At 66.4% G+C, this 20,684-nt stretch carries 24 protein-coding genes; 3 read left to right on the top strand and 21 right to left on the bottom strand.

The window, feature by feature from the left end:
• Nucleotides 1-70: 70 nt before the first annotated feature.
• From ACAH01_RS07105 to ACAH01_RS07055, 11 genes are all read right to left on the bottom strand, one after another.
• Nucleotides 71-661: an AsnC family transcriptional regulator gene (locus tag ACAH01_RS07105; protein WP_153553753.1), complete on the bottom strand. Its 591-nt coding sequence runs from the start codon at nucleotides 659-661 to the stop codon at nucleotides 71-73.
• A gap of 2 nt (nucleotides 662-663) precedes the next feature.
• Nucleotides 664-1,347, bottom strand: coding sequence for a metal-dependent transcriptional regulator (locus tag ACAH01_RS07100; protein ID WP_170094642.1), 684 nt, complete (start codon nucleotides 1,345-1,347; stop codon nucleotides 664-666).
• Between the two features lie 77 nt (nucleotides 1,348-1,424).
• Complete coding sequence (locus tag ACAH01_RS07095; RefSeq protein ID WP_153553755.1) at nucleotides 1,425-1,604, bottom strand: hypothetical protein; 180 nt, start codon at nucleotides 1,602-1,604, stop codon at nucleotides 1,425-1,427.
• Between the two features lie 145 nt (nucleotides 1,605-1,749).
• Nucleotides 1,750-1,998: an MTH865 family protein gene (locus tag ACAH01_RS07090; RefSeq protein WP_153553756.1), complete on the bottom strand. Its 249-nt coding sequence runs from the start codon at nucleotides 1,996-1,998 to the stop codon at nucleotides 1,750-1,752.
• Nucleotides 1,999-2,103: 105 nt separating this feature from the next.
• Nucleotides 2,104-2,691 carry a DJ-1/PfpI family protein gene (locus tag ACAH01_RS07085; protein ID WP_372480695.1) on the bottom strand — a complete coding sequence of 196 codons (588 nt, stop codon included), beginning with the start codon at nucleotides 2,689-2,691 and terminating at the stop codon, nucleotides 2,104-2,106.
• A 108-nt stretch (nucleotides 2,692-2,799) separates the two neighbouring features.
• Entirely contained in the window at nucleotides 2,800-3,585 is a 786-nt protein-coding gene (locus ACAH01_RS07080) for an HAD-IIA family hydrolase (RefSeq protein ID WP_372480694.1), read from the bottom strand.
• Nucleotides 3,586-3,624: 39 nt separating this feature from the next.
• Nucleotides 3,625-5,046 (bottom strand): response regulator, encoded by a 1,422-nt coding sequence (locus tag ACAH01_RS07075; protein ID WP_372480693.1) that lies wholly within the window; start codon nucleotides 5,044-5,046, stop codon nucleotides 3,625-3,627.
• Nucleotides 5,047-5,151: 105 nt separating this feature from the next.
• Nucleotides 5,152-6,561: a hypothetical protein gene (locus ACAH01_RS07070; protein ID WP_372480692.1), complete on the bottom strand. Its 1,410-nt coding sequence runs from the start codon at nucleotides 6,559-6,561 to the stop codon at nucleotides 5,152-5,154.
• Nucleotides 6,558-7,283, bottom strand: coding sequence for an ABC transporter ATP-binding protein (locus ACAH01_RS07065; protein WP_372480691.1), 726 nt, complete (start codon nucleotides 7,281-7,283; stop codon nucleotides 6,558-6,560). Before ACAH01_RS07065 ends, ACAH01_RS07070 begins: the two co-directional genes overlap by 4 nt.
• A gap of 73 nt (nucleotides 7,284-7,356) precedes the next feature.
• Entirely contained in the window at nucleotides 7,357-8,046 is a 690-nt protein-coding gene (locus ACAH01_RS07060) for a YqjF family protein (RefSeq protein WP_372480690.1), read from the bottom strand.
• Between the two features lie 61 nt (nucleotides 8,047-8,107).
• Nucleotides 8,108-8,794, bottom strand: a complete 687-nt coding sequence (locus ACAH01_RS07055) for a YqjF family protein (protein ID WP_372480689.1) — start codon at nucleotides 8,792-8,794, stop codon at nucleotides 8,108-8,110.
• Nucleotides 8,795-8,978: 184 nt separating this feature from the next.
• On the opposite strand from ACAH01_RS07055, the gene ACAH01_RS07050 reads away from it, so the two are divergent.
• Entirely contained in the window at nucleotides 8,979-9,239 is a 261-nt protein-coding gene (locus tag ACAH01_RS07050) for a hypothetical protein (RefSeq protein ID WP_372480688.1), read from the top strand.
• A 216-nt stretch (nucleotides 9,240-9,455) separates the two neighbouring features.
• Here the strand turns inward: ACAH01_RS07050 and ACAH01_RS07045 are convergent, their stop codons facing one another.
• From ACAH01_RS07045 to ACAH01_RS07030, 4 genes are read right to left on the bottom strand one after another with little or no spacing between them, the layout of a single operon-like run.
• Complete coding sequence (locus ACAH01_RS07045) at nucleotides 9,456-10,433, bottom strand: aldo/keto reductase (RefSeq protein ID WP_372480687.1); 978 nt, start codon at nucleotides 10,431-10,433, stop codon at nucleotides 9,456-9,458.
• Between the two features lie 49 nt (nucleotides 10,434-10,482).
• Complete coding sequence (locus ACAH01_RS07040; RefSeq protein ID WP_372480686.1) at nucleotides 10,483-11,562, bottom strand: ABC transporter permease; 1,080 nt, start codon at nucleotides 11,560-11,562, stop codon at nucleotides 10,483-10,485.
• Nucleotides 11,552-13,381: an ABC transporter permease gene (locus ACAH01_RS07035; RefSeq protein ID WP_372480685.1), complete on the bottom strand. Its 1,830-nt coding sequence runs from the start codon at nucleotides 13,379-13,381 to the stop codon at nucleotides 11,552-11,554. Before ACAH01_RS07035 ends, ACAH01_RS07040 begins: the two co-directional genes overlap by 11 nt.
• On the bottom strand, nucleotides 13,382-14,278 hold the full coding sequence (locus ACAH01_RS07030; RefSeq protein WP_170094665.1) for an ABC transporter ATP-binding protein: 897 nt from the start codon (nucleotides 14,276-14,278) through the stop codon (nucleotides 13,382-13,384).
• A 72-nt stretch (nucleotides 14,279-14,350) separates the two neighbouring features.
• On the opposite strand from ACAH01_RS07030, the gene ACAH01_RS07025 reads away from it, so the two are divergent.
• Nucleotides 14,351-14,752 (top strand): SRPBCC family protein, encoded by a 402-nt coding sequence (locus ACAH01_RS07025; protein WP_170094667.1) that lies wholly within the window; start codon nucleotides 14,351-14,353, stop codon nucleotides 14,750-14,752.
• Between the two features lie 91 nt (nucleotides 14,753-14,843).
• Here ACAH01_RS07025 and ACAH01_RS07020 read toward each other — a convergent pair whose 3' ends face one another.
• The 5 genes from ACAH01_RS07020 to ACAH01_RS07000 form a co-directional block, all read right to left on the bottom strand.
• Complete coding sequence (locus ACAH01_RS07020) at nucleotides 14,844-15,080, bottom strand: transcriptional regulator (RefSeq protein ID WP_153553770.1); 237 nt, start codon at nucleotides 15,078-15,080, stop codon at nucleotides 14,844-14,846.
• 396 nt (nucleotides 15,081-15,476) lie between these two features.
• Nucleotides 15,477-16,307, bottom strand: a complete 831-nt coding sequence (locus ACAH01_RS07015; RefSeq protein ID WP_372480684.1) for a hypothetical protein — start codon at nucleotides 16,305-16,307, stop codon at nucleotides 15,477-15,479.
• Between the two features lie 700 nt (nucleotides 16,308-17,007).
• Nucleotides 17,008-17,877, bottom strand: a complete 870-nt coding sequence (gene sucD, locus ACAH01_RS07010; protein WP_018258275.1) for a succinate--CoA ligase subunit alpha — start codon at nucleotides 17,875-17,877, stop codon at nucleotides 17,008-17,010.
• Nucleotides 17,874-19,022 (bottom strand): ADP-forming succinate--CoA ligase subunit beta, encoded by a 1,149-nt coding sequence (sucC, locus tag ACAH01_RS07005; RefSeq protein ID WP_153553772.1) that lies wholly within the window; start codon nucleotides 19,020-19,022, stop codon nucleotides 17,874-17,876. The genes sucD and sucC overlap by 4 nt, the downstream gene beginning before the upstream one ends.
• An 86-nt stretch (nucleotides 19,023-19,108) precedes the next feature.
• Nucleotides 19,109-19,387 carry a hypothetical protein gene (locus tag ACAH01_RS07000; RefSeq protein ID WP_372480683.1) on the bottom strand — a complete coding sequence of 93 codons (279 nt, stop codon included), beginning with the start codon at nucleotides 19,385-19,387 and terminating at the stop codon, nucleotides 19,109-19,111.
• A gap of 92 nt (nucleotides 19,388-19,479) precedes the next feature.
• Between ACAH01_RS07000 and ACAH01_RS06995 the strand changes: the two genes are divergently transcribed.
• Nucleotides 19,480-20,238 (top strand): NAD-dependent protein deacylase, encoded by a 759-nt coding sequence (locus ACAH01_RS06995; protein WP_372480682.1) that lies wholly within the window; start codon nucleotides 19,480-19,482, stop codon nucleotides 20,236-20,238.
• Here the strand turns inward: ACAH01_RS06995 and ACAH01_RS06990 are convergent.
• Nucleotides 20,235-20,669: a DUF5793 family protein gene (locus ACAH01_RS06990; RefSeq protein ID WP_170094677.1), complete on the bottom strand. Its 435-nt coding sequence runs from the start codon at nucleotides 20,667-20,669 to the stop codon at nucleotides 20,235-20,237. The two genes, ACAH01_RS06995 and ACAH01_RS06990, sit on opposite strands and share 4 nt — an antisense overlap.
• Nucleotides 20,670-20,684 lie beyond the last annotated feature (15 nt).

Raw genomic sequence — 20,684 nt, 5'->3', positions numbered from 1 at the left:
CAATGCCTCTAGCAGGTCAGAGTTTCGAATCGAAGGGTATCGTGGCCCGGAACGATCACATCCAAACCGGTCACATCCCGTCTCGGAGCTGATCGTACGTCTCGACGAACCGAGACTCACAGGACTCACAGCAGAAGTAGTACTCCGTCCCGTCGAGGACGCGGCTCGTCCCCTCGTCGTCGACGGTGTTGCCACACTCGACACAGGTCGGAGCCAGTTCGGCAGAGCCGACGCTGGGCGACCAGACGGTGTCGGCGAGGACGCGCACGTCGAATTCGTGGACGTACTGGAGGAGGTCCCACTCTTCGAGCAGCGACGTTACGTCGGCCTCGGGCACCGTCGCCGTAAAGAGGAGTCGCGCGTCGACGGTCCGAAGCACGTGTTCGACGGCGTCGACGGTACCCAGCCGCGTCGCCACGTCGGCGGCGATGTCCGGATCGACGGTCAGTTCCACGAGGACGGAAACGCCCTCTCGGAGCATCTGGCGGTCGAGTTCCACCGTGAACCGTCGCAACAGCCCGCGCTCCTGTAGCCGTTCGATCCGGTCCGACACCGCGGGCCCGGACAGATCGACCGCGTCGCCGATCTCGCTGTAGGGCCGGCGGGCGTCTTCTAACAGCAGTTCGAGGATCTGGCGATCCGTGTCGTCGAGCGTGTCCATGGTCAGGCAGTGCCCGTGTTCTCTTCTGTAGCAACGGGCCGAACGTGTATCAGTTCTGCGACGCGGTCGGGCAGCGACACCTCGCGGCCGTCGATGGCGACGGTGACCATCCCGATCGGAGCCACGTCGACGACTTCCAGGCGGCTCTCTGGGGCGATGCCCCGCTCGGAGAGGTACGCCAACTCGTCGGGGTCCCGGTCGCTGATCCGCTCGACGACGACCTCGTCGCCGGTCTCGTGTTCGCCCAGCGTCTCGCCGAACTCCTCGTCGAGGGGCTCCAGAGTCTCGCTGGGAATCGGGTCGCCGTGGGGATCGACCTCGGGGTCGCCCAGCGCGGCCGCGACGCGGCGCTCGAACTCCTCGCTGATGTGGTGTTCGAGCCGGTCGGCCTCGTCGTGGACCTCTGACCAGTCGTACCCCAGGTGTTCGGTGAGGTACGTCTCCAGCAGCCGGTGGTGGCGGACGACTTCGAGCGCGACGGTCTCGCCCTCCGGTGAGAGGTGCGCTCCCTTGTACTTCTCGCGCTCGACGAAGCCGGCGTCGGCGAGCGTATCGAGCATGCTCGATGCCGTCGGCGGCGTCACGTCGAGTGCGTCGGCCAGCGACGACGTCGAGACCGGACCGTCCTCGTCACGCTGGAGCTGGTAGAGGGCCTTCAGGTAGTCCTCCATCTTCGCGCTCAACATTCACTCTCGGGTAGGGCCATCGCAAGGAAATAAGTATCGTTGCCGAGGGTTCGGCCGCGCCGTTCGACCGCTCGCGCTCAGCGCTCGGGCGGCTCCGAGCCGTCCTGACTCCGGACGCCGTCGCCGTCGTCGGCGGCCCACTTTCGTTGCTGACCGGTCAGGATCCACAGCACCGCGTAGCCGGCCACGCCGACGACGAACAGCGTCGCCGGGATCAGGAACGGACCGAACGTGTCGACGGCTGTCGCGACGACCATGTGCCGGCTAGGGTCACCGCCGGCATAAGTGCCAGCATCCGACCCAGCTGTCGCTCACAGTCTGTGTCCAGACGACCGAACCGTCTGCGCGACGAGCCGGCGGCTCTCCGTCCGGCTGGACGACAAAATCAGCGACGGGAACGACCTACAGCAGGTCCTGGTCGTCGAGCTGTTCCATCACGCTGTCGACGAACTCGTCGACGCTGTCGTAGGGGAAGTCCCCGCCGAGCTTGGTGTTGAGCTCCATCGCCGTCATCGAGAAGTCGCCGGACTCGAACTTCGTCGACGGCCCGTTGGGTAGGGCCGGGACGAGGTCCATCGGACTGGAGATCGGGTAGTCGGCTTCCTCGAACGCTTCGGTGAACTGCTCTCTGAGGTCGTCTTTGTCTGCCATGTCATCCCGTTTGTCGACCGGTCTAAAAAAGCATTCGACCACACCACACAGCCACATTGTTTAGAGTTTATTCTGGGGGACCGCCGGGTCACCGCGGACGGACCGTCAGTCGTCCGCCGCGACCGGTTCGCCGTGACTGATGTCGGTCCCCAGCAGATCGAGGAACTGTGCGAGCCACTCGTCGTGGTCCGGCCAGGCCTGGCCGGTGACGAGGTTGTCGTCGGTGACGACCTCGTCGACCCACGAGCACCCGGCCGCCTCACACTCCGCCCGGACGGCGGGGAAAGACGTCATCTCGTACCCGTCGAGGACGCCGGCAGCCGCCAGGATCTGGGGGCCGTGACACAGCGAGGCGACGGGCTTGTCCGCTTCGAAGAAGTGCCGCACGGCGTCGAGCACCGGCTCGTGGGTCCGGAGATACTCCGGCGCGCGTCCGCCCGGCACGACCAGCGCGTCGTAGTCGCTGGGCGTCACGTCGGCCAGCGTCGCGTTCAGCTCGAAGTTGTGCCCGCGGCCCTCCATGTAGGTCTGGTCGCCCCGGAAGTCATGGACGGCCGTCTTGATCGTCTCGCCGGCCTCCTTCTCCGGACAGACCGCGTCGACCTCGTGGCCGACCATCTGCAGCGCCTGGAAGGGAACCATTATCTCGTAGTCTTCGCCGAAGTCGCCGACGATCATGAGGATGTCACTCATTGGAAACACCGCGCTCGCCGAGAGCGCGTTAGAGAGTGACACAGCCGGCGACAATAAATCAGATGGTGAACTGACAGATCTTCGTCAGGCAATCGACAGGGCGACCGTTCAGCGGTCGGAGAGAACGGTGTCGATCTCGGCGATCGAGTCGAGGACGTGGTCGGGTGCCACGTCGCTGTCGGCGAGATCCGCCCGCGTCGTGACACCCGAGAGCACCAGCGCGGTCTCCATGCCGGCCCGTTCGCCCATCGCGATGTCCGTCGAGAGACGATCCCCGATCACGAGACAGTCCGACGTCGGAACGCCCAGCCTGTCGAGTGCCGCCTGTGTCGCCCGTCGCGACGGCTTGCCCAGAATCAGATCAGGTTCCGCTTCGAGGACACCGGCGACCGCGTTGACGATGGCTCCCGATCCCGGCGTCGGCAGGCCGTTCTCACCGGGGAACGTGCGGTCCGGATCCGTTCCGAGAAAGGGCACGGTCTCGTCGTAGGCCCGGAGTGCGTCGACCATGTCGTCGTAGTGGAAGTCGGGACTCCACCCTGCGAGCAACACGTCGGCTCGCTCGGGCTCGTCGGTGAGCGCCACCCCCTCGGTGTCGAGAATCTCCGCGATGCTGTCCGTGCCGACGAGAAACACGTCGTCGTCGGCGTGGCGGGCCCGGAGGTACTCGGCGGTCACGTCGGCCGCCGAACAGGCCTCGCCCGGACGGACCGTCACACCGAGGTCGGCGAGCCGGTCGACGTAGGCCGCACCGCTCCGGGTCGGGTTGTTCGAGAAGAACAGGAGCGACTCGCTGGCGGCCCTGAGGGAGTCGACCGCCGTCGCGGCCCCTGGGACGAGGTCGTCGCCGTGATACACCGTTCCGTCGAGATCGACGATCACGCCGCGGCTCATCGAGTTGCGCTACGGACTGGATCGCCAAAGGCCGACCGGTCAGTCGACGAAGGTGACGCCGCTGATCTCGACGGCCAGGCCGCCGTCCTCGCTCTCGCCCAGCTCGACCGACCAGCCGTGGGCCTCGGCCACGCGCTCGACGATGGTCAGTCCCATGCCGGTCCCCTCGGTGTCGGTCGAGTATCCCATCTCGAAGGGGTCCTCGTCCGTCGAGAGGTTCATGCCACAGCCGTCGTCGGCGACGACGAACCCGTCGTCGGTCACGCTGACGGTGACGGTCACCGGATCGGCGTCCTCGGCGTCCTCGGCGTCCGACGGAGGACAGCCGTGGTCGACGGCGTTCCCGTAGAGGTTCGAGAAGATGCTCCCGAGACGGCCGTCGTCGGCCTGAATCCGGGCCGTGGAGTCGACCACCAGTTCCGCCTCGCCGCTGTCGGTCACCATCCAGCTCTCGCGGGCGATCGTGCCCAGGTCGACGACGCTGGGGTCGTCGACGGTCTCGCCCTCGCGAGCGAGTGTCAACACGTCGTCGATCAGCGACTCCATCCGGTCGAGCGAGCGCGTCAGTCTCGCCTGAAGCTCGGCGTCGTCGCCCCTGTCTTCCTCTAACAGCTGGAGTGCGGACTGGGCCACGTTGAGCGGATTCCGCATGTCGTGGCTGACGACGCTGGCGAACTCTTCGAGGCGCTCGTTCTGGCGCTTGAGCTCCCGTTCGCGCTCGACGCGCTCCGTGATGTCCCGAGAGACCAGCTGAAACGACGGCCGGTGGCTGTGTACGTCGATGGGGACGTAGATGTTGTGAAACGAACGGCCGTCGATCTGGTCTTCCGCGTGGGTCGGATCGCCGTCCTCGATGACGGACTGGCCGACCGCGGTCCGATCCTCGCCGACCGCCCCGAGGACCGCAGCCAGCGTCTGGCCGACGAGTTCCTCTCGGCTGATGTCGGTGAACTCGGCCATCGCCGGGTTGGCTGCGAGGATCGTCCCGTCCTCGGCGACCTGTGCGATCAGGTCCGGGGAGGTGTCGACCAGCAGCTCGTACTTGGCCTGGGTGCGGCGCTTCGAGACGACGTTTCTGATCCGGTTTGCCAAGCGTCCGTACTGCTTGTCTTCGACGACTTCGAGCTTCAGCAGGTAGTCGGTGACGCCCGCGGCGATGGCCTCGCTGGCGACCTCCTCGTCCCCGCGTCCGGTGAGGAGAATAAAGGGGATGTCGGGCTCGCGTTCCCGGACCGCATCGAGGAACTCCAGGCCGTCCATGCCGGGCATCTCGTAGTCGCTCACGATACAGTCCACGTCGTTGTCAGAGAAGTAGTCGAGAGCCGCTTTCGGGTCGCTCGCCGCGTGCGTGCCGAAGTCGTGGTCCTCGGCCAGCGTCTCGGCGGTCATCTCCGCGAAGAATTCGCTGTCGTCGACGACGAGGACACTGAGTTGTTCTCGACCGCTGCTTGGCGTTGTCACGTGGGACACCAGTTCGATTATCGTGGTATTGCGTGAACGGACACTTATAGATACTCGATGCAGTCGTGTCGCCACGGTGTCTGCTGGCACGCCGCGACGACAGTCTCACTCGCGGAAGACGCTCGTCCACCGCGGCCCGGCGCGTCTCGTCAGCACCAGGCCCACGACCGCGCCGACGAGTGCGATCACCACGGCGACGACCCGCACGAGGAGTGGGTCGACGCGCACCGCCAGCGCGGCGACCACGAGCGGCGTCGCCAGCACGGCGAGGGCGGCACCGAACAGCGCGAACCGCGGCGTGTCGAACAGCAACTCGTTTGGCGAGAGCCCGGTCACCGCCGCAGTCACGCCGAAGACGTACAGCGCGACCAGCGGCTGAACGACGGCACCCAGCGCGACCTCGGCCAGAGGGTACCACAGCAGCGCGACCGCGAGATAGAGCAGCGACGCCCCGACCGACAGCAGGAGGTACGCCCGCAACGCGCCGCGAAACACCGCGTCGTAGCTGACGGGGTACCGGAGGTACTCGCGTGGGTCCCCGAACTGGGTCACCCAGCTGTAGGTCGTGAACCCGCCCAGACCCAGCAGCGTGCCGAAGGCGATGCCGACGTCCGGCTCGATACCCGTCGCGGCCGTCACCTGCCGGAGCACCAGCGCCGTGACGCCGAAGAGGACGCCCATCGAGAACAGGACCTTCCAGACCGAGCCCGCCGAGCGCGCGACGGCGAGCAGCGGGCGGCGCGTCAGTCCGTCGGGCGCGACGGCGACCAGCAGGCGATCCAGCCGCCGGTGGCGGCCGTCGTCGCCGTCGTCTTCGGTCGGCTCGAACAGCGCGATCCCGAGGCCGCCCAGAGCGAGCGGCGGGACCACCGCGGTGACGACGGCCGCCACGGACGGATCGGTAAACAGCCGGTACGGCGTCAGCGCGACGGGGTCGGTGCCGGTGGCGACGACCGCGACCACGCCAGCGGCCAGCGCGACGCCGACCGCGAGCGCGTTCCGCGCGGCCAGCGCCGCGAGTGCGAGGCTGGCCGTCGCACCGAGCGCGAACGCCAGCGTCACCGTCAGCCAGGCGAGCGCGACCGTCGCGGGAGCCATCCCGCGGCCGACGGCGACCACGCCGAAGCCCGCCAGCACGGGGGTGACGAACAGCCCCGAGTAGTAGAGGACCTCCTTCACGAGGAAGAGACCGAGGAGCCGTTTCATCGACAGCGGGAGCGTCCGCGCGGAGAAGAGCAACAGCGTCACGTCGCCCAGCACGTCCCGCAGGGCGTCCCGGCCGACGAGACCGATCGTCCCGACCTGGAGACCGAACAGCGCCACCAGCGCGTGCAGCCCGGCGAGGACGGCCGCGGGCTGTGTCCCGGTGGCCGCCAGCAGCGCGGTTCCAAGTGCCGTGAGTGCGCCGATCGCCAGCGGGAACCCCGCGAACCGACGACCGCCGAACAGCTCGCTGTGGAGCCGCCACTCCTCGCGGACCATCCACGACAGCAACGTCTGGTTGGACGCCGTCATCCGACGACCGCCTCGCGCTCGGCGTCGACCTCCGCGACGAACACGTCCAGCAGCTCGCCGTCGTCAAGCTCGCGGGGATCACAGGTCGCGACCAGCCGGCCGTCGGAGACGATACCGACGCTGGTACACAGCTCCTGGGCCACCTCGACGAAGTGCGTCGAGAGGAAGATCGTGTTGCCCTCGGCGCAGTAGTCCGCGAGGTGGCGCTTGACCTGTTCTTGCATGATCGGGTCGAGGTTGACCAGCGGCTCGTCGATGAAGACCAGTTCCGGCTCGTGGACGAAGGCGGCGGCGAGCATCACGCGCTGGCGCTGGCCCTCCGAGAGGTTCGTCGACAGGGTGTCGAGCGTCTCGGCGAACGACAGTCGCTCGGCCCACCGCTCGACGTGTGCGTCCGGATCGGACAGCTCCCGGACCTCGCAGACGAATTCGAGGAACTCCCGCGGCGTGAGGAAGCTCGGCGGGTCCTCCCGCTCGGGCAGCGTCCCGATCGTCCGCCGGACCGCCATCGGCTCGGCGACGGGATCGTGGCCCAGCACGGTCGCCGTGCCCGACGTGGGCGTCCGCTGGCCGGTCAGTATCTCGATCGTCGTGGTCTTGCCCGATCCGTTCGGGCCGAGCAGCGCGAACAGCTCGCCCTCCCCGACCGTCAGCGACAGCCCCGACAGCGCGTCGAGGTCGCCGTACTCCTTCGTGAGCCCCGTCGTTTCGATCGCCGGCATGGGGCTATCCAGTAGACGGCTCGGCTTAGCTGTTGGGTCGACGACTCACCGTTCGGCGACGAGCGGCCGGGCGCTACAGCGGTTCCAGCACGCCCACGCCCATCTCGACGCCGGGACTGTAGTGGGCCAGCGGTTCGCCGTCGAGGCTGTCGACCCCTGCCGCGTCCAGCAGCGTCGTCTCCGTCACGGCCGCGTCGGCGGGCTGGACCCTCCACGGCGGGTGTCCCACCGACCCGACGAGTCGCGTCTCCAGCGGCCCGGTCGTCACGTAGCGCTCGCGGTCGAGCAGGAAGGCGGCGAGGGTGTCGGGTGCCGTCGTCGTCGGCGTTCCAGTCGGCCCGAACGTGACGCCCAGTCGCGCGTCCGCGCCGTCTCGCCGCCGCGAGACGACCTCCGTGCGGCTGTCCTGGCGGCGTCGCCGTACGTCGGCGTGGGACGCCGGCAGGTGAAAGAGCGTTCGGAGGGCGTCTGCGACGAGACGGTCGGTCACGTCCAGCGAGAGAAAGGCGACCGCACGGTCGCCGGACGGCGTCTGCACGTACGTGCGGACGGCGACGCTCTCGACGCGCTCGCGAACGGGGACGCCGAAGGCGTCGAAGCGGTCGATCGAGAGCGACAGCACAGACACCCACGCCGTGTCGTCCATCGTGTCCGGTTCGGCCCAGTTGGGGAGCACGGCACGAACCGCGGCAGGCGCGACTGGCCAGTGGAGGAAACACACGTCCGAGAGCGTGATCGAGAGGGGACGCAGCGGCCCGGACATGTCGCTCCGTAGGAGCGCGAGGAGCTTGAGTGATCCGGCGATCGAGGAGCGCCGCCGCCGATCAGCCGTGTCGGTGGAGTCGGCCCGCGGTCACGTCGAGGCCGGGACTGAAGTGGACGATCCGCTCTGAGCCGGGCGTATCGAAGCCGCTGGCGGCGAACAGGTCGTTGCGGTCGAACGTGACCGTCGCCGGCTGGAGGTCCCACGGCGGGTGGTCGATGTCGGCGAAGTAGATCCGGCCGCGGTCGTCGGCCACGTAGAACCGATACCGCTCGGTGAGGAACGCGGCCAGCGAGTCGTCGCGTGCGGGCTCGGGCAGGCCGGTGGGCTCGAAGCTGGCCCGAAATCGAACGTCCGGGGCGTCGGGATGGGTGCGCACGCTCTGGAGACGCGTCCGCGAGCCGTCACGATGAGCAGTCATCCGAGCGCGGTAGTAGGGCAGTCGGAACAGCCGGCGAGCCACCGCGACGCCGAGCCGGTCGTCGGCGTCGAGGTTGTAGAAGTACACGCCGGGCTGGCCGTCCAGCGTGACGTACGTCCGGAGGTTCAGCTCGTAGAACGAGCGTCCGATCGGGGAGCCCCGCGGCCGAATGTCCGCCATCCGGAAGGGGACGACGCCGAGCCACGCAGACCCGTCGAAGGTGTCGACGGAGAGCCCCTCGGGCAGCGACCGAGCGACCGTCTCGACCGGGACCGGCCAGTGGGCGAACAGGACGTTTCGCCACTCCATCGAGAGCAGAGGGCGCATACTCGACGTTAGGCGCGAGGGCAATAAGGGGTGTCGCCCGGGGAACTTTGGGCCTCCCCTCCCCAGTGACCGACATGGAGTGTGCAGTCAGACAGAGCGACACCGTTCGGTGGCGTGTGGCGGTGTTCGGCAACCCGACCGAGATATCTCACGAGCACAACTGCGAGACAGCCAGGAGCCAGCGATGAGCGGCGACGAGGCAGCCCAGGCGGGCGTCGGTGAGCCACCGGAACGCTGCCCGATCTGTGAGACGGCCTACGACTCCGCCTCGGTCCACGAGGAGGGCGTCGCGGTGAACCTGATCGAGAACGAGCGCTTCCGACGGGTCTGCTTCGAACCGGTCGACGACGGCGGCCCGCAGTTGCGGTTCTACCACCACACCCACGAACAGGCCGGCACGACTCCGTCGAGCGAGCGCGGAACCCCTGGTGGACGGGTGCCCTGAATCTGTTTTCGCTGTAAAACTACGTAATACGTGTCGCTTCGACTCCCGCTCGCCCCTCCGAGGCCCGCTGCTCGCTTCGCTCACAGCGCGCCTCGCTGCTCACGTGTCGTTTCGACTCCCGCTCGCTCCTCCGAGGCCCGCTGCTCGCTTCGCTCACAGCGCGCCTCGCACCCAGCGCGCCTCGCACCCAGCGCGCCTCGCACCCAGCGCGCCTCGCTACTCGTGGCCCGAAACCGGCACCGGCTCGTAGGGCGCTTCCAGCCACTCGATGTCGCTGTCGGCCAGCGAGATGTCGAGCGCCGCGACGGCCTGTTCGAGGTGCTCGATCGTCGTCGTCCCGACGATGGGGGCGTCCACGGCGTCCTTGTGCAGGAGCCACGAGAGCGCGATCTGGGCCATCGTCGCGTCCTTCTCGTCGGCCAGTTCCTGAACGCGCTCGTTGATCTCGCGGCCGCCGCCCTCGAAGTAGGGGTGTTCTCGCGCGTAGTCGTCGGTCTGGCCCCGCGTCGTGGCGTCGAACTCCTCGTGGGGGCGCGTGAGGTAGCCGCGGGCGAGCGGGCTCCACGGGATGACGGCGACGTCCTCCCGCTGGCAGAAGGGGAGCATCTCGCGTTCCTCCTCGCGATAGAGGAGGTTGTAGTGGTTCTGCATCGTCTCGAAGCGGGTCAGGTCTTCGCACTCGCTGGTCCGCAGGGCCTCGGCGAACTGGTAGGTCCACATCGAGGAGGCCCCGGCGTGGCGGATCTGGCCGCGGCGGACGGCGTCGTCCAGCGTCCGCAGCGTCGTCTCGATGGGCGTGTCGTCGTCCCAGCGGTGGATCTGGTAGAGGTCGACGGTGTCCATCCCCAACCGGTCCAGCGAGGCCGACAGCTCCTGTTCGATTGCCTTCCGCGAGAGGCCACCGGCGTTGGGATTGTCCTCGTCCATCTGGAAGAACCCCTTCGTGGCGACGACCTGTTCGTCGCGGTCGTACGCCGACAGCGCCTCACCGAGGACGCGCTCGGACTCGCCCGCCGAGTACATGTTGGCCGTATCGAAGAAGTTGATCCCCAGGTCGATCGCGCGGTCGATGACCGCCCGGCTCTCGGACTCGTCGAGGACCCAGTCGCGCCACTCGGAGGTGCCGAAGCTCATACACCCCAGACAGATCTTCGAGACCTCGATCCCGGTCGAACCCAGCGTCGTGTACTCCATACCCGAGCCAGCAGACGGTGCCACAAAAAAGTACGTCGGCGACGGTCGACTACAGCGACTCGGGCTCGACGCGGGCGACGTACCGGCGCGCGACCACGAACAGCACCACGGCGGCGACGACGTAGCCGGCGACGTGGCCGTAGGTCACGAGCGACGGGCTGTCGACCGCGAGCTTGGCCGCCGTCGTCGATGGGTGTTCCGGCAGGAGGATCGCCGCGCCGAAGACCACCAGCGTCAGGACCGAGTACAGGAGTTGTGCGGGCCGTCGGCGACCGAGTTGCAGCCCCAGCACGACGCCGAAGACGACGACGATCGCCGCCGTCGCAGCGACGAACACCAACAGCGCCAGCGGATTCGACACTGCGATCCCGTTGACCGACAGCAGGCCGATCCACAGCGCCGCCTGTGCCGGTGCCAGCGCGATCATCGCCAGGGACTTGCCGTCGACCACGTCGACCAGGCTGACCGGCGCGACCCGCAGCAGTTCGAGCGTGCCGCGTTCGATCTCCTCGGTGATGGTGTCGACGGCGACCGAGCCGCTGATGAACGGCGGCAAGAACAGCAAGAGCGGGATCAAGACGGTGTAGGTGAAGCTGAAGTACGGGCTGGCGTTCGCCTCCGGCGGGAGTTCGAGGGGCGGCGCATCGAGCGATTCGGCGCGCTCGAACCGTTCGTTGCGCTCCAGGGTCTTCAGCACCTCGCGCAGTTGGACGACGATCAACGTCGTCCGGATGCTGCTGTCGGGCGCGATCGCCGTCACCTCGATTACCTGGCCGTCACTGTCGGGTGACGCGTACGTTCCCGTCAACACCGCGTCGACGCGCCCGACGTTGAACGCCTGCTGGGCGTCGTCGGTCGTGTCGAACGCGACCGGCTGGACGCCGTCGGTCTCCGCGACGGCCTCGAACAGCTCTTGCTGGGCGTCGCCGGTGACGGCCATCTCGATGCCGCCCGACTCGACCGAACCGGGGTCGTACAGCGACGTGAGCCCGACCACGAGGAACGACGAGAACGCTGCCACGAACAGCTGAATCAGAATCGCGAGCACGATCGTCTTCTCGCGCCCGAGCGACGCCAGGTCCCGGCGGGCGATCACGAGCCGTGGGTCCAGCGAGCGATCACTGGCCAAGGGCGATCACCACCGTGTAGTTGTAGGCGAAGTGAATCACCATCGCGGCTCCCAGGGCCAGCAGGTACGACCGCCGAGAGCGCCGCGCCCCGAGCGAGGAGACCGTCGCGGTGACGACGTGCAAGAGGAGCGGCAAGAGCAAGAGGACGGGGACGGTGACCCAGAGCGGCACGCCGGACGGCAGCAGTTCCAGCCCGACCTGGCTGGTCTGGATCTCGCGGAGTCCCGGATTGACCAGTTGCGCCACGAGCGTCACCTTCTCTGCCAGGAAGAACCCCACGCCACTGAGTGTGCCGACGATCACCCCGGTCCGGAGCGACCGGTCGTACCGACCGCTGGTGTAGCCGGCGTAGAGGTGCAGACTCTTCGCGACTTCTTCGATGAGGACGACCGCACCGAGGATCAGAGGGATCGTCAGTGCCGCCGACAGCCCCTGCAGCGGGAAGATCAGTGCGATCGCCACCAGTTCAGCGACTAACACGAGCGGGATCAGCAACACGGAGAGCTTCAGTGCGCTCCACTTCGACTTGATCCGCCCCGACAGCGCGTCGAGCACCTTCAGCGGGATCGCTCGCTGGGTGAACATGTCCTCTTCCCGGTAGAGCCCGGCCCCCAGTCCGAACAGGACGACGGCCGTCAGCGTGGGCGGAATCGTCGAGAACGCGAAGTTACTCGCCGTCACAGTCTGGGCCTGGAGATCGCGGACCACGACCGTCAGCGGCGAGATCAGTGCGATCGGCGTCACGTCCGTGAAGATCGCCGGCACGAAGGCGTAACTGGTCAGCGAGACCGTCACGGTCACCGTGACGAAGGTCAGTTCCTTGAACGACCGCGCGAACATCGCGCCACAGAACGTCGCCGAGAGGAAGAGCAGTGCGATCGGGAGCATCGCGAGGACCGCGATCGGCCCGCCGCCCGCAGTGAGCCCGGCGAATCGCAGACCGAGCGTGATGAGCGTCACGACGCCCATGGCACCGAGGAAGTACGGTAGCGTCTTCCCAGCGACGATGTCGAACCGGCTGACCGGAGAGACCAGCAGCAGTTCCCCCCGGCGGTTGAGCCGCTCGGAGAGCATCGTCGAGCCGTAGGCCTGGATGACGAAGTTCATCGGGACGATAAACAGGAAGGCGAGCACGAGCGACTCGAAGGGGAAAGGCGGCTGAATGTCCGAGGGAGAGCCGGTGGTCGACCCGCCCGTCAGTCCCGCACCGAGCCCGGCCAGCCCCCCGGCATCGCTGTCGGTCGAGCCGCTGGCACTGCCGCCGTCGCCGCCGCTCCCGCCGCTCGACCCGCCGGCACTGCTACCGCCACCGTCGCCGTCGCCGCCATCGCCCGAGCCGCTGTCGGACGCGATCGTCTCAGAGACGCCGGACTGTTCGAGGTAGACCAGCGTCACCGAGACGGGCGCTGCTGCGGTCCGGTTGTCGTCGCGGGCCATCTGACGGCTGTTGTACCGGTCGACGCTCGTGCGGAACTCACCGAGCGCCGCCCGCTCTTTGGGGTCTTCCGGACTGCTCGCCAGCTGTGTCCCGACGAAGAGCAGTTCCTGGTCGCCGCGTTCGACCGCCGCGGGGTCTGGCTCCTGGACGACGAACGCCGCGTCGTCGCTGGCCGGGGCGTAGTAGGAACTCGACTCGTCGACGCCGATCCGGTAGAGCCCGCTGTCGAGTCCGCTGGCCCCGCTGCTGGCTGCGAGCCCGGCGACCAGCACCATCGCCACGACCGAGACGGCCATGATGGCGACGGTCCGCTTGTCGACGCCCCCGGCGTTCTTGGTCACCTCCCACTTGGCGATCCGCAGTAGCTTCCGCGGATTCATCTAGGCCTCCTCGACGTAGCGGGTCCCCGGCGTCTCGCTCTCGGCGACGTTGAGGAACACCTCTTCGAGACTCGACTCCTCGGTCCTGATGTCGATGACCTCGCCGCCGCGTTCGGCGGCGGCCGCCCGTACGTCCTCGACGCCGTCCATCGTCTCGACGACGCGCCGCCAGTTGCCGTTCTCCGCGACCGCGCCGGGCACCTCGACGGTCGCGTAGACGTGGTACTCCCGGTCGCCGTACTCGTCCTGGAGGGCTTCCAGATCGCCGCGAGCGACGATCTGGCCCTCGTTCATGATCGCCACGCGGTCACAGATCGTCTCGACGTGGTAGAGGTTGTGCGCCGAGAAGACGATGGTCTTGCCCTCCCGAGCCAGTTGCTCGGTGAACTGGATGACGTAGTTCGTCGTCAGCGGGTCGAGTCCGCTGGCGGGTTCGTCGTAGACCAGCACGTCCGGGTCGTTGATGAGCGATCTGGCGATGGCGACCTTCCGCTTCATCCCCTTGGACATGTCGCCCAGCTTGCGCTCGCGGTGTTCGAGTTCGAGTTCGTCCAGCGTGTCGTGCATCCGTTCGGTCGCCACGTCCGTCGGCACGTCGTACAGGTCCGCGAAGAATCGCAGGTACGACAGCGGCGTCATCTCCTCGTAGAGGGGCGATTCCTCTGGGAGGAAGCCGAGCTGCTGGCGCATCTCGGTGTCGGTCACGTCGTAGCCGGCGACGGACACGTCGCCGCTGGTCGGTTCGAGCAGTCCAGAGAGCATCTTCAGCGTCGTCGTCTTGCCCGCACCGTTCGGGCCGATGACGCCGAACACCTCGCCCTGGTCGACGGAGAACGTGCTCCCCTCGACGGCGACGAAGTCCCCGTACTCCTTGCGAAGGTCCCGAGCTTCGATCATCTGCCCGACGCTTGTGACCGAACTCCCCTATAGTTGCCCCCCGTTTATTAGCAGTGAGAACGAACTACAGCCGTGGCGCTGAACGTCGATCGGACTCCAGACGGGCGTCGCCTCTGTGTGAGCCGGGTGATTCCGGCGACCCGCGACGCCGCCTGGGACGTTCTCACGGACACGAACCAGTGGCCCGACTGGGGACCGTCGGTGCGGGCGGTCGAGTCGAGCGAGCGGATCGTCGAACGGGGAACGACCGGTCGGGTGACGACGCCGGTCGGGACGGTTCCGTTCGAGATCACGAGCTGCCGGGACTACCGGTGGACGTGGCGGGTCGCGAAGATCCCCGCGACCGGCCACCGCGTCGAGCACGTCCGCGCGGACCGCTGCCGGGTCGTCTTCGAGATTCCACTGCTCGCGGCGGGCTACGCGCCCGTGTGCCAGCGTGCGCTGGGCCGGATCGAGGCGCTCCTGCGGGACTGACCGATCGAGCCCGGCGTCGGCCGAACCCGTCCGCACGTAGTTCGGCCGGACGCCGTGTGCTCGACCGGGCGAACGGCGACGAGAACCCGTCTCAGGGCGTCTGGACGCGGGCCTTCGATACCCGGTGGATCGCGTCGTCGATCCCTTCGCCGTCGCAGTCGTCGTTCGGGCATCGATAGTGCCAGCCGTCCTCTGTGCCCGCCCGCTCGGAGAACCGTTCCCCGCACTCGTCACAGAACAGCTCGCCGGCACTGCAGGTGTCTCGGTGGAGTTCGAGTTCGAGTTCGGTGTCGAAGGTGCGCTTGCACTCCCGGCAGATATGTGGCATAGTTGAGCGTTCCCGCTCACCCACCATAACTACATCGGAACGTTCACGTCAGGGGGTCTCCGCCCCGGAAACCGAGTATTATCGGTAAAATCGATGGACGGCTATCCAGCGAGTGTCGGCGTGAGCCGTCGAAAGTAAAAGATCGTGAAGGTGTCTCCGATCGCCGGTTCGCGGGCTGCTGTCTGGCCCGCTACAGGATGTCTTCAACGTGGTCGACGACTGCCTCGGGCGTGTCACCGACCGGTACGGAGATAGACTCGCTTCGCGCCGAACCACACACCGCTCGTTAGCACAGAGCAGTTGCCACAGTTGGCTGGATCGGTCAGTACAGCCAAAGCACTGAGCAGTAGCATCCGCGTGAGCAAAGCGAGCGCGGGAGGTCGAAAAGCCGACCAGTTACCGACAGAGTTCCGGACCGTGGAGGTCGAAGTTGAACTCGTGGGTGTGCATCGTTCCCTCCTGACCAGTTCGGCTTTCGACTTCGACCGTGTGGCTCTCAGTCGCACCCCAGGGAATGTCTGTCACCTTGAATGTCATCGAGGTGAACGATGTCGAGGACGCTTCGTCACCGGAGTAAAACCACGAATAGTCCCACGCACGGGTGGAACTGGTCGCGTCGTCGTATTTACTGGCGAGTTCTGCTGACTTCTTCGCGTAGTCATAAAGGTCGACTCCGACTTTCACAGGTGTCGCGACAGTATCTTCGAATAAGTCGACCCCGAATTTGAACGTCTCGACAGCCGCGTCGTGCGCAAAGTCGTGCAGGGAGTAATCGTCATCCACTGAATCTGCACTCGCACGACTGATCCAAGTCGGTTCGCTGTCCGGGTCGGGGAAATCCCACTCTGCCGATGTACTCCCCTCGTCCGGATACTCTATGTTGACAGTCTGATCCATGATATCGGTCTGTGGCTCACCGTCCGATTTCACGTACGTCGTTGCCAGTTGGTGAACATCCACGTAGTACTTTGCTCTGTTACTGTTCTCATCTTGTAGGATCGGCCCATCAACTTCGACCACAGCCACTTCTGCGAACTCTTTTTCGACAAAGTCGGTAGATCCGTCTTTGCCGCTCAAATAGGTCTCGGTCACACTGGAGCGGTCCGAGTACGGGTCGTCACAAGAGCCTGCACTGGCCGCACCTGTAGCGGAGGCACCAACGGTGACGCCGACTGCGGCGGTTCCAACTCCTTTCAACAGTGCTCGTCGTGTCTTTTTATTGGACATCGCATTTAACTTAAAATCCATTTTATACTTATCCGCTTATAATACAAAAACATAGAGGTATATAACAATCAGTGTACAGGTTCAGCGATCCTAAGCAGGTCTCTCGTTTCCAGTGTGGACCAGGGTCCTAACCGGAATTCTTCACCGACGACTCTTTAATTAGTCTGCTACTGCTGGCGGTCTCAACTGGTGAAGATCCAAGGGGCGATCGCGCCGACGGCCATCAGTATGACGTCGTCCGGATAAAAGAGCGGCACAGTCCCGCCTCCGGCTATAGTAGCCATTGAAAGGCAATGTACACCTGATCGCACGACAGCAGTGCGATCAGTGTGTAAATAGTTTCAATTGTTACTATAACACTACCGAAGGTGTCATAGAATGGTTGGCTGGTTTTCTGACACCGATCGAGAGGACTGCTGTTGCTACTTCTGCATACCGGCAATTTTCCCTAGCTCACAGACACCGCTTTTCGGGAAGCTATTGGTACTGCCGGCTGTAAGTCTGTAAAGAATTTTTCGACCCCGTGCTCGCGAATCTCTTGAAACAGTTACAGCTGGCAGTATGAGAGATGTGACTGGTTCTGTGACATCCTCACCGCTCGTCTATCGAGCCTTCGCTCGCGAGGACGCCGTTCTCCCCAGCGCGTCGCTCTCGGAGTTGGTCAGCAAAGAAAAATCCAGCGAACGGCGATTCGTCGTCGCTACAGGATGTCTTCGACGTGGTCGACGACTTCCTCGGGCGTGTCACCGACCGGTACGCCGTTGCTCTCCAGGGCGTCGATCTTGGACTCGGCGGTGCCGGTCCCGCTGCCGGAGACGATGGCACCGGCGTGGCCCATGCGCTTGCCCGGCGGGGCGGTGCGGCCGGCGATGAAGCCGGCGACGGGCGTGTCCATGTGCTCGCCGATGTAGCGGGCGGCCTGCTCTTCGTCCTCGCCGCCGATCTCGCCGCACATGACGACGGCCTTCGTGTCGGGGTCGGCTTCGAACAGTTCCAGCGCGTCGATGAAGCTCGTCCCGATGATCGGGTCGCCGCCGATACCGATGGCGGTCGACTGGCCGATGTCGCGGTTGGTGAGGTTGTCGACGACCTGGTAGGTCAGCGTCCCGGACCGAGAGACCAGACCCACGTCGCCCGAGGAGAAAATGTTGCCCGGCAGGATGCCGAGTTTCGCGACGCCCGGCGTGATGACGCCCGGACAGTTCGGACCGACGAGGTGGGTGTCGGTCTCGTCCTGTTTGCGCTTGACGCGGGACATGTCCTGGGTCGGAATGCCCTCGGTGATGGCGACGACGAGGTCGACCGGTGCGTCGAGTGCCTCGAACAGGGCGTCACCGGCGAAGGCCGGCGGGACGAACACGACGGCGGTGTTGGCGTTCTCTTCGCGTGCGGCGCGGTCGACGGTGTCGTAGACCGGCACGCCAGCGACCTCTTGGCCGCCACGGCCGGGAACGGCACCGGCGACGACGTTGGTGCCGTACTCGATCATCTGCTCGGTGTGGAACTTCCCTTCGCCGCCAGTGATCCCCTGGACGACGACACGAGTATCTTCGTCGACTAATACACTCATGCTTCCACCTCCTCGGCGTAGATGACTGCCTGTTCGACGGCGTCCTCCAGCGTCTGTCGTACGGTCACGAGGTCTTCGTTGAGAATCTCCATGCCTTCAGTCGCGTTGGTACCCGCGAGTCGGACGACGACGGGCTTTGGAATCTCGTCGAACTGTTCGAGCGCCTGGTTGATCCCCTTGGCGACCTCGTCACCGCGGGTGATGCCCCCGAAGATGTTGAACACGACGGAGTCGACGTTGTCGTCGGAGAACACCATGTCGAGCGCGTTGGCGATCCGCTGGGCCTTCGCACCGCCGCCCACGTCGAGGAAGTTGGCCGGCTCGCCGCCGAAGTGGTCGACGAGGTCGAGCGTCGTCATCACGAGGCCGGCACCGTTGCCGATGATGCCGACGTTGCCCGACAGGCGGACGTAGTCGAAGCCGTACTCGTCGGCCTTCTGTTCGAGTTCGTCGCCGGCGTCGGCCTCGTCTTCCATCTCCTCCAGGTCGGGGTGACGGAACAGGGCGTCGTCGTCGACGTTCATCACGGCGTCGGCCGCGATGACCTCGTCGTCGGCCGTGACCATCAGCGGGTTGATCTCGGCGTCGGAGCCGTCCTTGTCCTCCCAGAGGTCGTACAGCGTCTTGAGGACGCCGGCAACGTCGTTGGCGACCTCGCGGTCGACACCGGCGTCGTAGACGACCTTCCGGGCCTGGTAGTGGTGCATGCCGAAGGCCGGGTCGATGTGCTCGCGCGCGATCGCCTCGGGCTCTTCCTCGGCGACCTCCTCGATGTTGACGCCGCCGCGTGTCGAGACCATCGCGACGGGTTCGCCCTCGCCGCGGTCCATCGTCACGCCGACGTACAGTTCGTTGACGAAGTCGACGGCTTCCTCGACGAGGACGCGGTCGACGTGGAGGCCCTTGAGGTCCATACCGAGAATCTCGTCGGCGTACTGACGGGCCTGCTCGGCGTTCTCGGCGAGCTTGATCCCGCCGGCCTTGCCGCGGCCACCCACCTGCACCTGTGCCTTGATCGCGACCGGATAGCCGATCTCTTCGGCGGCGTCGACCGCGTCGTCGACGGTCGTCGCCAGCGTCGATGCGGGCGTCGGAACCCCCGCGTCGGCGAAGACCTGCTTCGCCTGGTACTCGTGCAATTTCATGTCATACGTAGGGGCGTCTCGCGCCCGCTTAAATCCCATCTTTTTCCCCTGACGGAGGCTGTTGCCGGCACGCGCGAGCGGTCCGATCAACCGTCGACCGACGACGGCCCGTCCAGTCGCTCACGGCCCCGGAGCAGTGCCACGCCGCCGAGCAACACAGACTGATGCAGGACGGCACCGAGCGCGACAGCGCCGAGGGCCAGCCCCGCAGTCACCGTCAGCGACGCACCTTCGAGAACGGACACGGCAATCACCAGCAACGCCGCGACGGCCCCGTTCCCCAGCGAGCGGGGGAGTTCGTCCCGAACTATCTCCACGACCGATCGATCCGTCGCGTCGCCGTTCAGGAGCGCTGCGAAGCACATGGCTCCTCCTGAGGACTGGAGACAGTTAACTCGACCGTGCGATGTGCCGGCGGAATCGCCGAATTTAGCCCCACCGGCCACGAAACGCCGGTATGGATCAGGCCATCGAATCGAAGGTCGCCGACCTCGTGGCGTCCCTGCGCGAGAGCGACACCGCCGTCGTCCTCACCGGCGCTGGCGTGAGTACCGCCTCCGGCATTCCCGCCTTCCGCGGCGAGGACGGCCTCTGGTCGGAGTTCGATCCGAAGGCGTTTCACCGCCGACGGCTGGACGCCGACCCGGCGGGATTCTGGGCCGACCGCCTCGAACTCAGGGAGCGACTCACCGGTGGCGGATCGGTCGCGCCCAACGCCGCGCACGAGGCCATCGCGACGCTGGAAGCCGAGGGACACGTCGACGCCGTCGTCACCCAGAACGTCGACGGCCTCCACAGAGAGGCCGGTACCGAGGATCTGATCGAACTCCACGGGACCAACGAGCGGGTCGTCTGTGACGACTGTGGGCGGCGGACGGCCGCCGATCCGGTCTTCGAGCGGGCGGCCGGAGGAGAGCGGCCGCCACGGTGTGAGTGTGGCGGCGTCTTGCGGCCCGACGTGGTGCTGTTCGGCGAATCGCTACCGGGCGAAGCGATCGAGCGGGCGAACCGGCTGGCCCACCGGGCGGACTGGCTGCTGGTCGCCGGCTCGTCGCTGACCGTCGATCCCGCCGCAGGGCTCCCCGGTAGGGCGGCGCGGTCGGGCGCGACGGTCGGTATCGTGAACCTCGATCCGACGGAGAAAGACGACGCGGCCGCGATCGTCGTCAGAGCGGACGTGACGACGATACTGCCGGCGATCGAACGGCGCGTCTAGAGTTCGACGCCGCCGGGGATGAGGCTCTGTCCGCGGCTGAGACTGCCGCTCTCGTCGTAGACGAGCAGGATCTCCTTCGTGTAGACTGTCGATTTCCCGTCGCCGTCCGTGAGCCGGAGGCGGTATCTGGTGTCCTCGCCGTCGCTGGCGGCGGCGACGACCGACTCGACGACGCTCGGGGCGACGTTCGCTTCGAGGACGTACTCGCCGTTGTGGCGGTTCGCGATCGAGAGGACGCCAGCCGCCTCGCTGCCGTCGGCTCGGGTGCGATAGGTCACGTCCAGTTCGCCCGCGTCGAGTGTGCCACCGTCGCTGGTGAGTCGATCCGACAGGAGTTCGTCGGGACCGTCAAACGCGATCGCGATCACCGGATCGTCGGTCGACGACTCCTCGGTCCCGCTCACGTCGATGTCGAAGTAGTCACGCCGCATCTCGTACCCGACAGT

Source organism: Halomicrobium sp. HM KBTZ05, from assembly GCF_041530035.1.
In the GTDB taxonomy this organism is placed as follows: domain Archaea; phylum Halobacteriota; class Halobacteria; order Halobacteriales; family Haloarculaceae; genus Halomicrobium.
The sequence above is the reverse complement of the archived record's forward strand: the minus strand, read 5'-3'. Positions and strand labels throughout refer to the sequence as shown.

What these genes read in the sequence shown, in the direction of transcription:
- ACAH01_RS07105 (WP_153553753.1), bottom strand. Translation starts at nt 661, where the DNA reads ATGGACACGCTCGACGACACGGATCGCCAGATCCTCGAACTGCTGTTA.
- ACAH01_RS07100 (WP_170094642.1), bottom strand. Translation starts at nt 1,347, where the DNA reads ATGTTGAGCGCGAAGATGGAGGACTACCTGAAGGCCCTCTACCAGCTC.
- ACAH01_RS07095 (WP_153553755.1), bottom strand. Translation starts at nt 1,604, where the DNA reads ATGGTCGTCGCGACAGCCGTCGACACGTTCGGTCCGTTCCTGATCCCG.
- ACAH01_RS07090 (WP_153553756.1), bottom strand. Translation starts at nt 1,998, where the DNA reads ATGGCAGACAAAGACGACCTCAGAGAGCAGTTCACCGAAGCGTTCGAG.
- ACAH01_RS07085 (WP_372480695.1), bottom strand. Translation starts at nt 2,691, where the DNA reads ATGAGTGACATCCTCATGATCGTCGGCGACTTCGGCGAAGACTACGAG.
- ACAH01_RS07080 (WP_372480694.1), bottom strand. Translation starts at nt 3,585, where the DNA reads ATGAGCCGCGGCGTGATCGTCGATCTCGACGGAACGGTGTATCACGGC.
- ACAH01_RS07070 (WP_372480692.1), bottom strand. Translation starts at nt 6,561, where the DNA reads ATGACGGCGTCCAACCAGACGTTGCTGTCGTGGATGGTCCGCGAGGAG.
- ACAH01_RS07065 (WP_372480691.1), bottom strand. Translation starts at nt 7,283, where the DNA reads ATGCCGGCGATCGAAACGACGGGGCTCACGAAGGAGTACGGCGACCTC.
- ACAH01_RS07060 (WP_372480690.1), bottom strand. Translation starts at nt 8,046, where the DNA reads ATGTCCGGGCCGCTGCGTCCCCTCTCGATCACGCTCTCGGACGTGTGT.
- ACAH01_RS07055 (WP_372480689.1), bottom strand. Translation starts at nt 8,794, where the DNA reads ATGCGCCCTCTGCTCTCGATGGAGTGGCGAAACGTCCTGTTCGCCCAC.
- ACAH01_RS07050 (WP_372480688.1), top strand. Translation starts at nt 8,979, where the DNA reads ATGAGCGGCGACGAGGCAGCCCAGGCGGGCGTCGGTGAGCCACCGGAA.
- ACAH01_RS07045 (WP_372480687.1), bottom strand. Translation starts at nt 10,433, where the DNA reads ATGGAGTACACGACGCTGGGTTCGACCGGGATCGAGGTCTCGAAGATC.
- ACAH01_RS07035 (WP_372480685.1), bottom strand. Translation starts at nt 13,381, where the DNA reads ATGAATCCGCGGAAGCTACTGCGGATCGCCAAGTGGGAGGTGACCAAG.
- ACAH01_RS07030 (WP_170094665.1), bottom strand. Translation starts at nt 14,278, where the DNA reads ATGATCGAAGCTCGGGACCTTCGCAAGGAGTACGGGGACTTCGTCGCC.
- ACAH01_RS07020 (WP_153553770.1), bottom strand. Translation starts at nt 15,080, where the DNA reads ATGCCACATATCTGCCGGGAGTGCAAGCGCACCTTCGACACCGAACTC.
- ACAH01_RS07015 (WP_372480684.1), bottom strand. Translation starts at nt 16,307, where the DNA reads ATGTCCAATAAAAAGACACGACGAGCACTGTTGAAAGGAGTTGGAACC.
- sucD (WP_018258275.1), bottom strand. Translation starts at nt 17,877, where the DNA reads ATGAGTGTATTAGTCGACGAAGATACTCGTGTCGTCGTCCAGGGGATC.
- sucC (WP_153553772.1), bottom strand. Translation starts at nt 19,022, where the DNA reads ATGAAATTGCACGAGTACCAGGCGAAGCAGGTCTTCGCCGACGCGGGG.
- ACAH01_RS07000 (WP_372480683.1), bottom strand. Translation starts at nt 19,387, where the DNA reads ATGTGCTTCGCAGCGCTCCTGAACGGCGACGCGACGGATCGATCGGTC.
- ACAH01_RS06995 (WP_372480682.1), top strand. Translation starts at nt 19,480, where the DNA reads ATGGATCAGGCCATCGAATCGAAGGTCGCCGACCTCGTGGCGTCCCTG.
- ACAH01_RS06990 (WP_170094677.1), bottom strand. Translation starts at nt 20,669, where the DNA reads ATGCGGCGTGACTACTTCGACATCGACGTGAGCGGGACCGAGGAGTCG.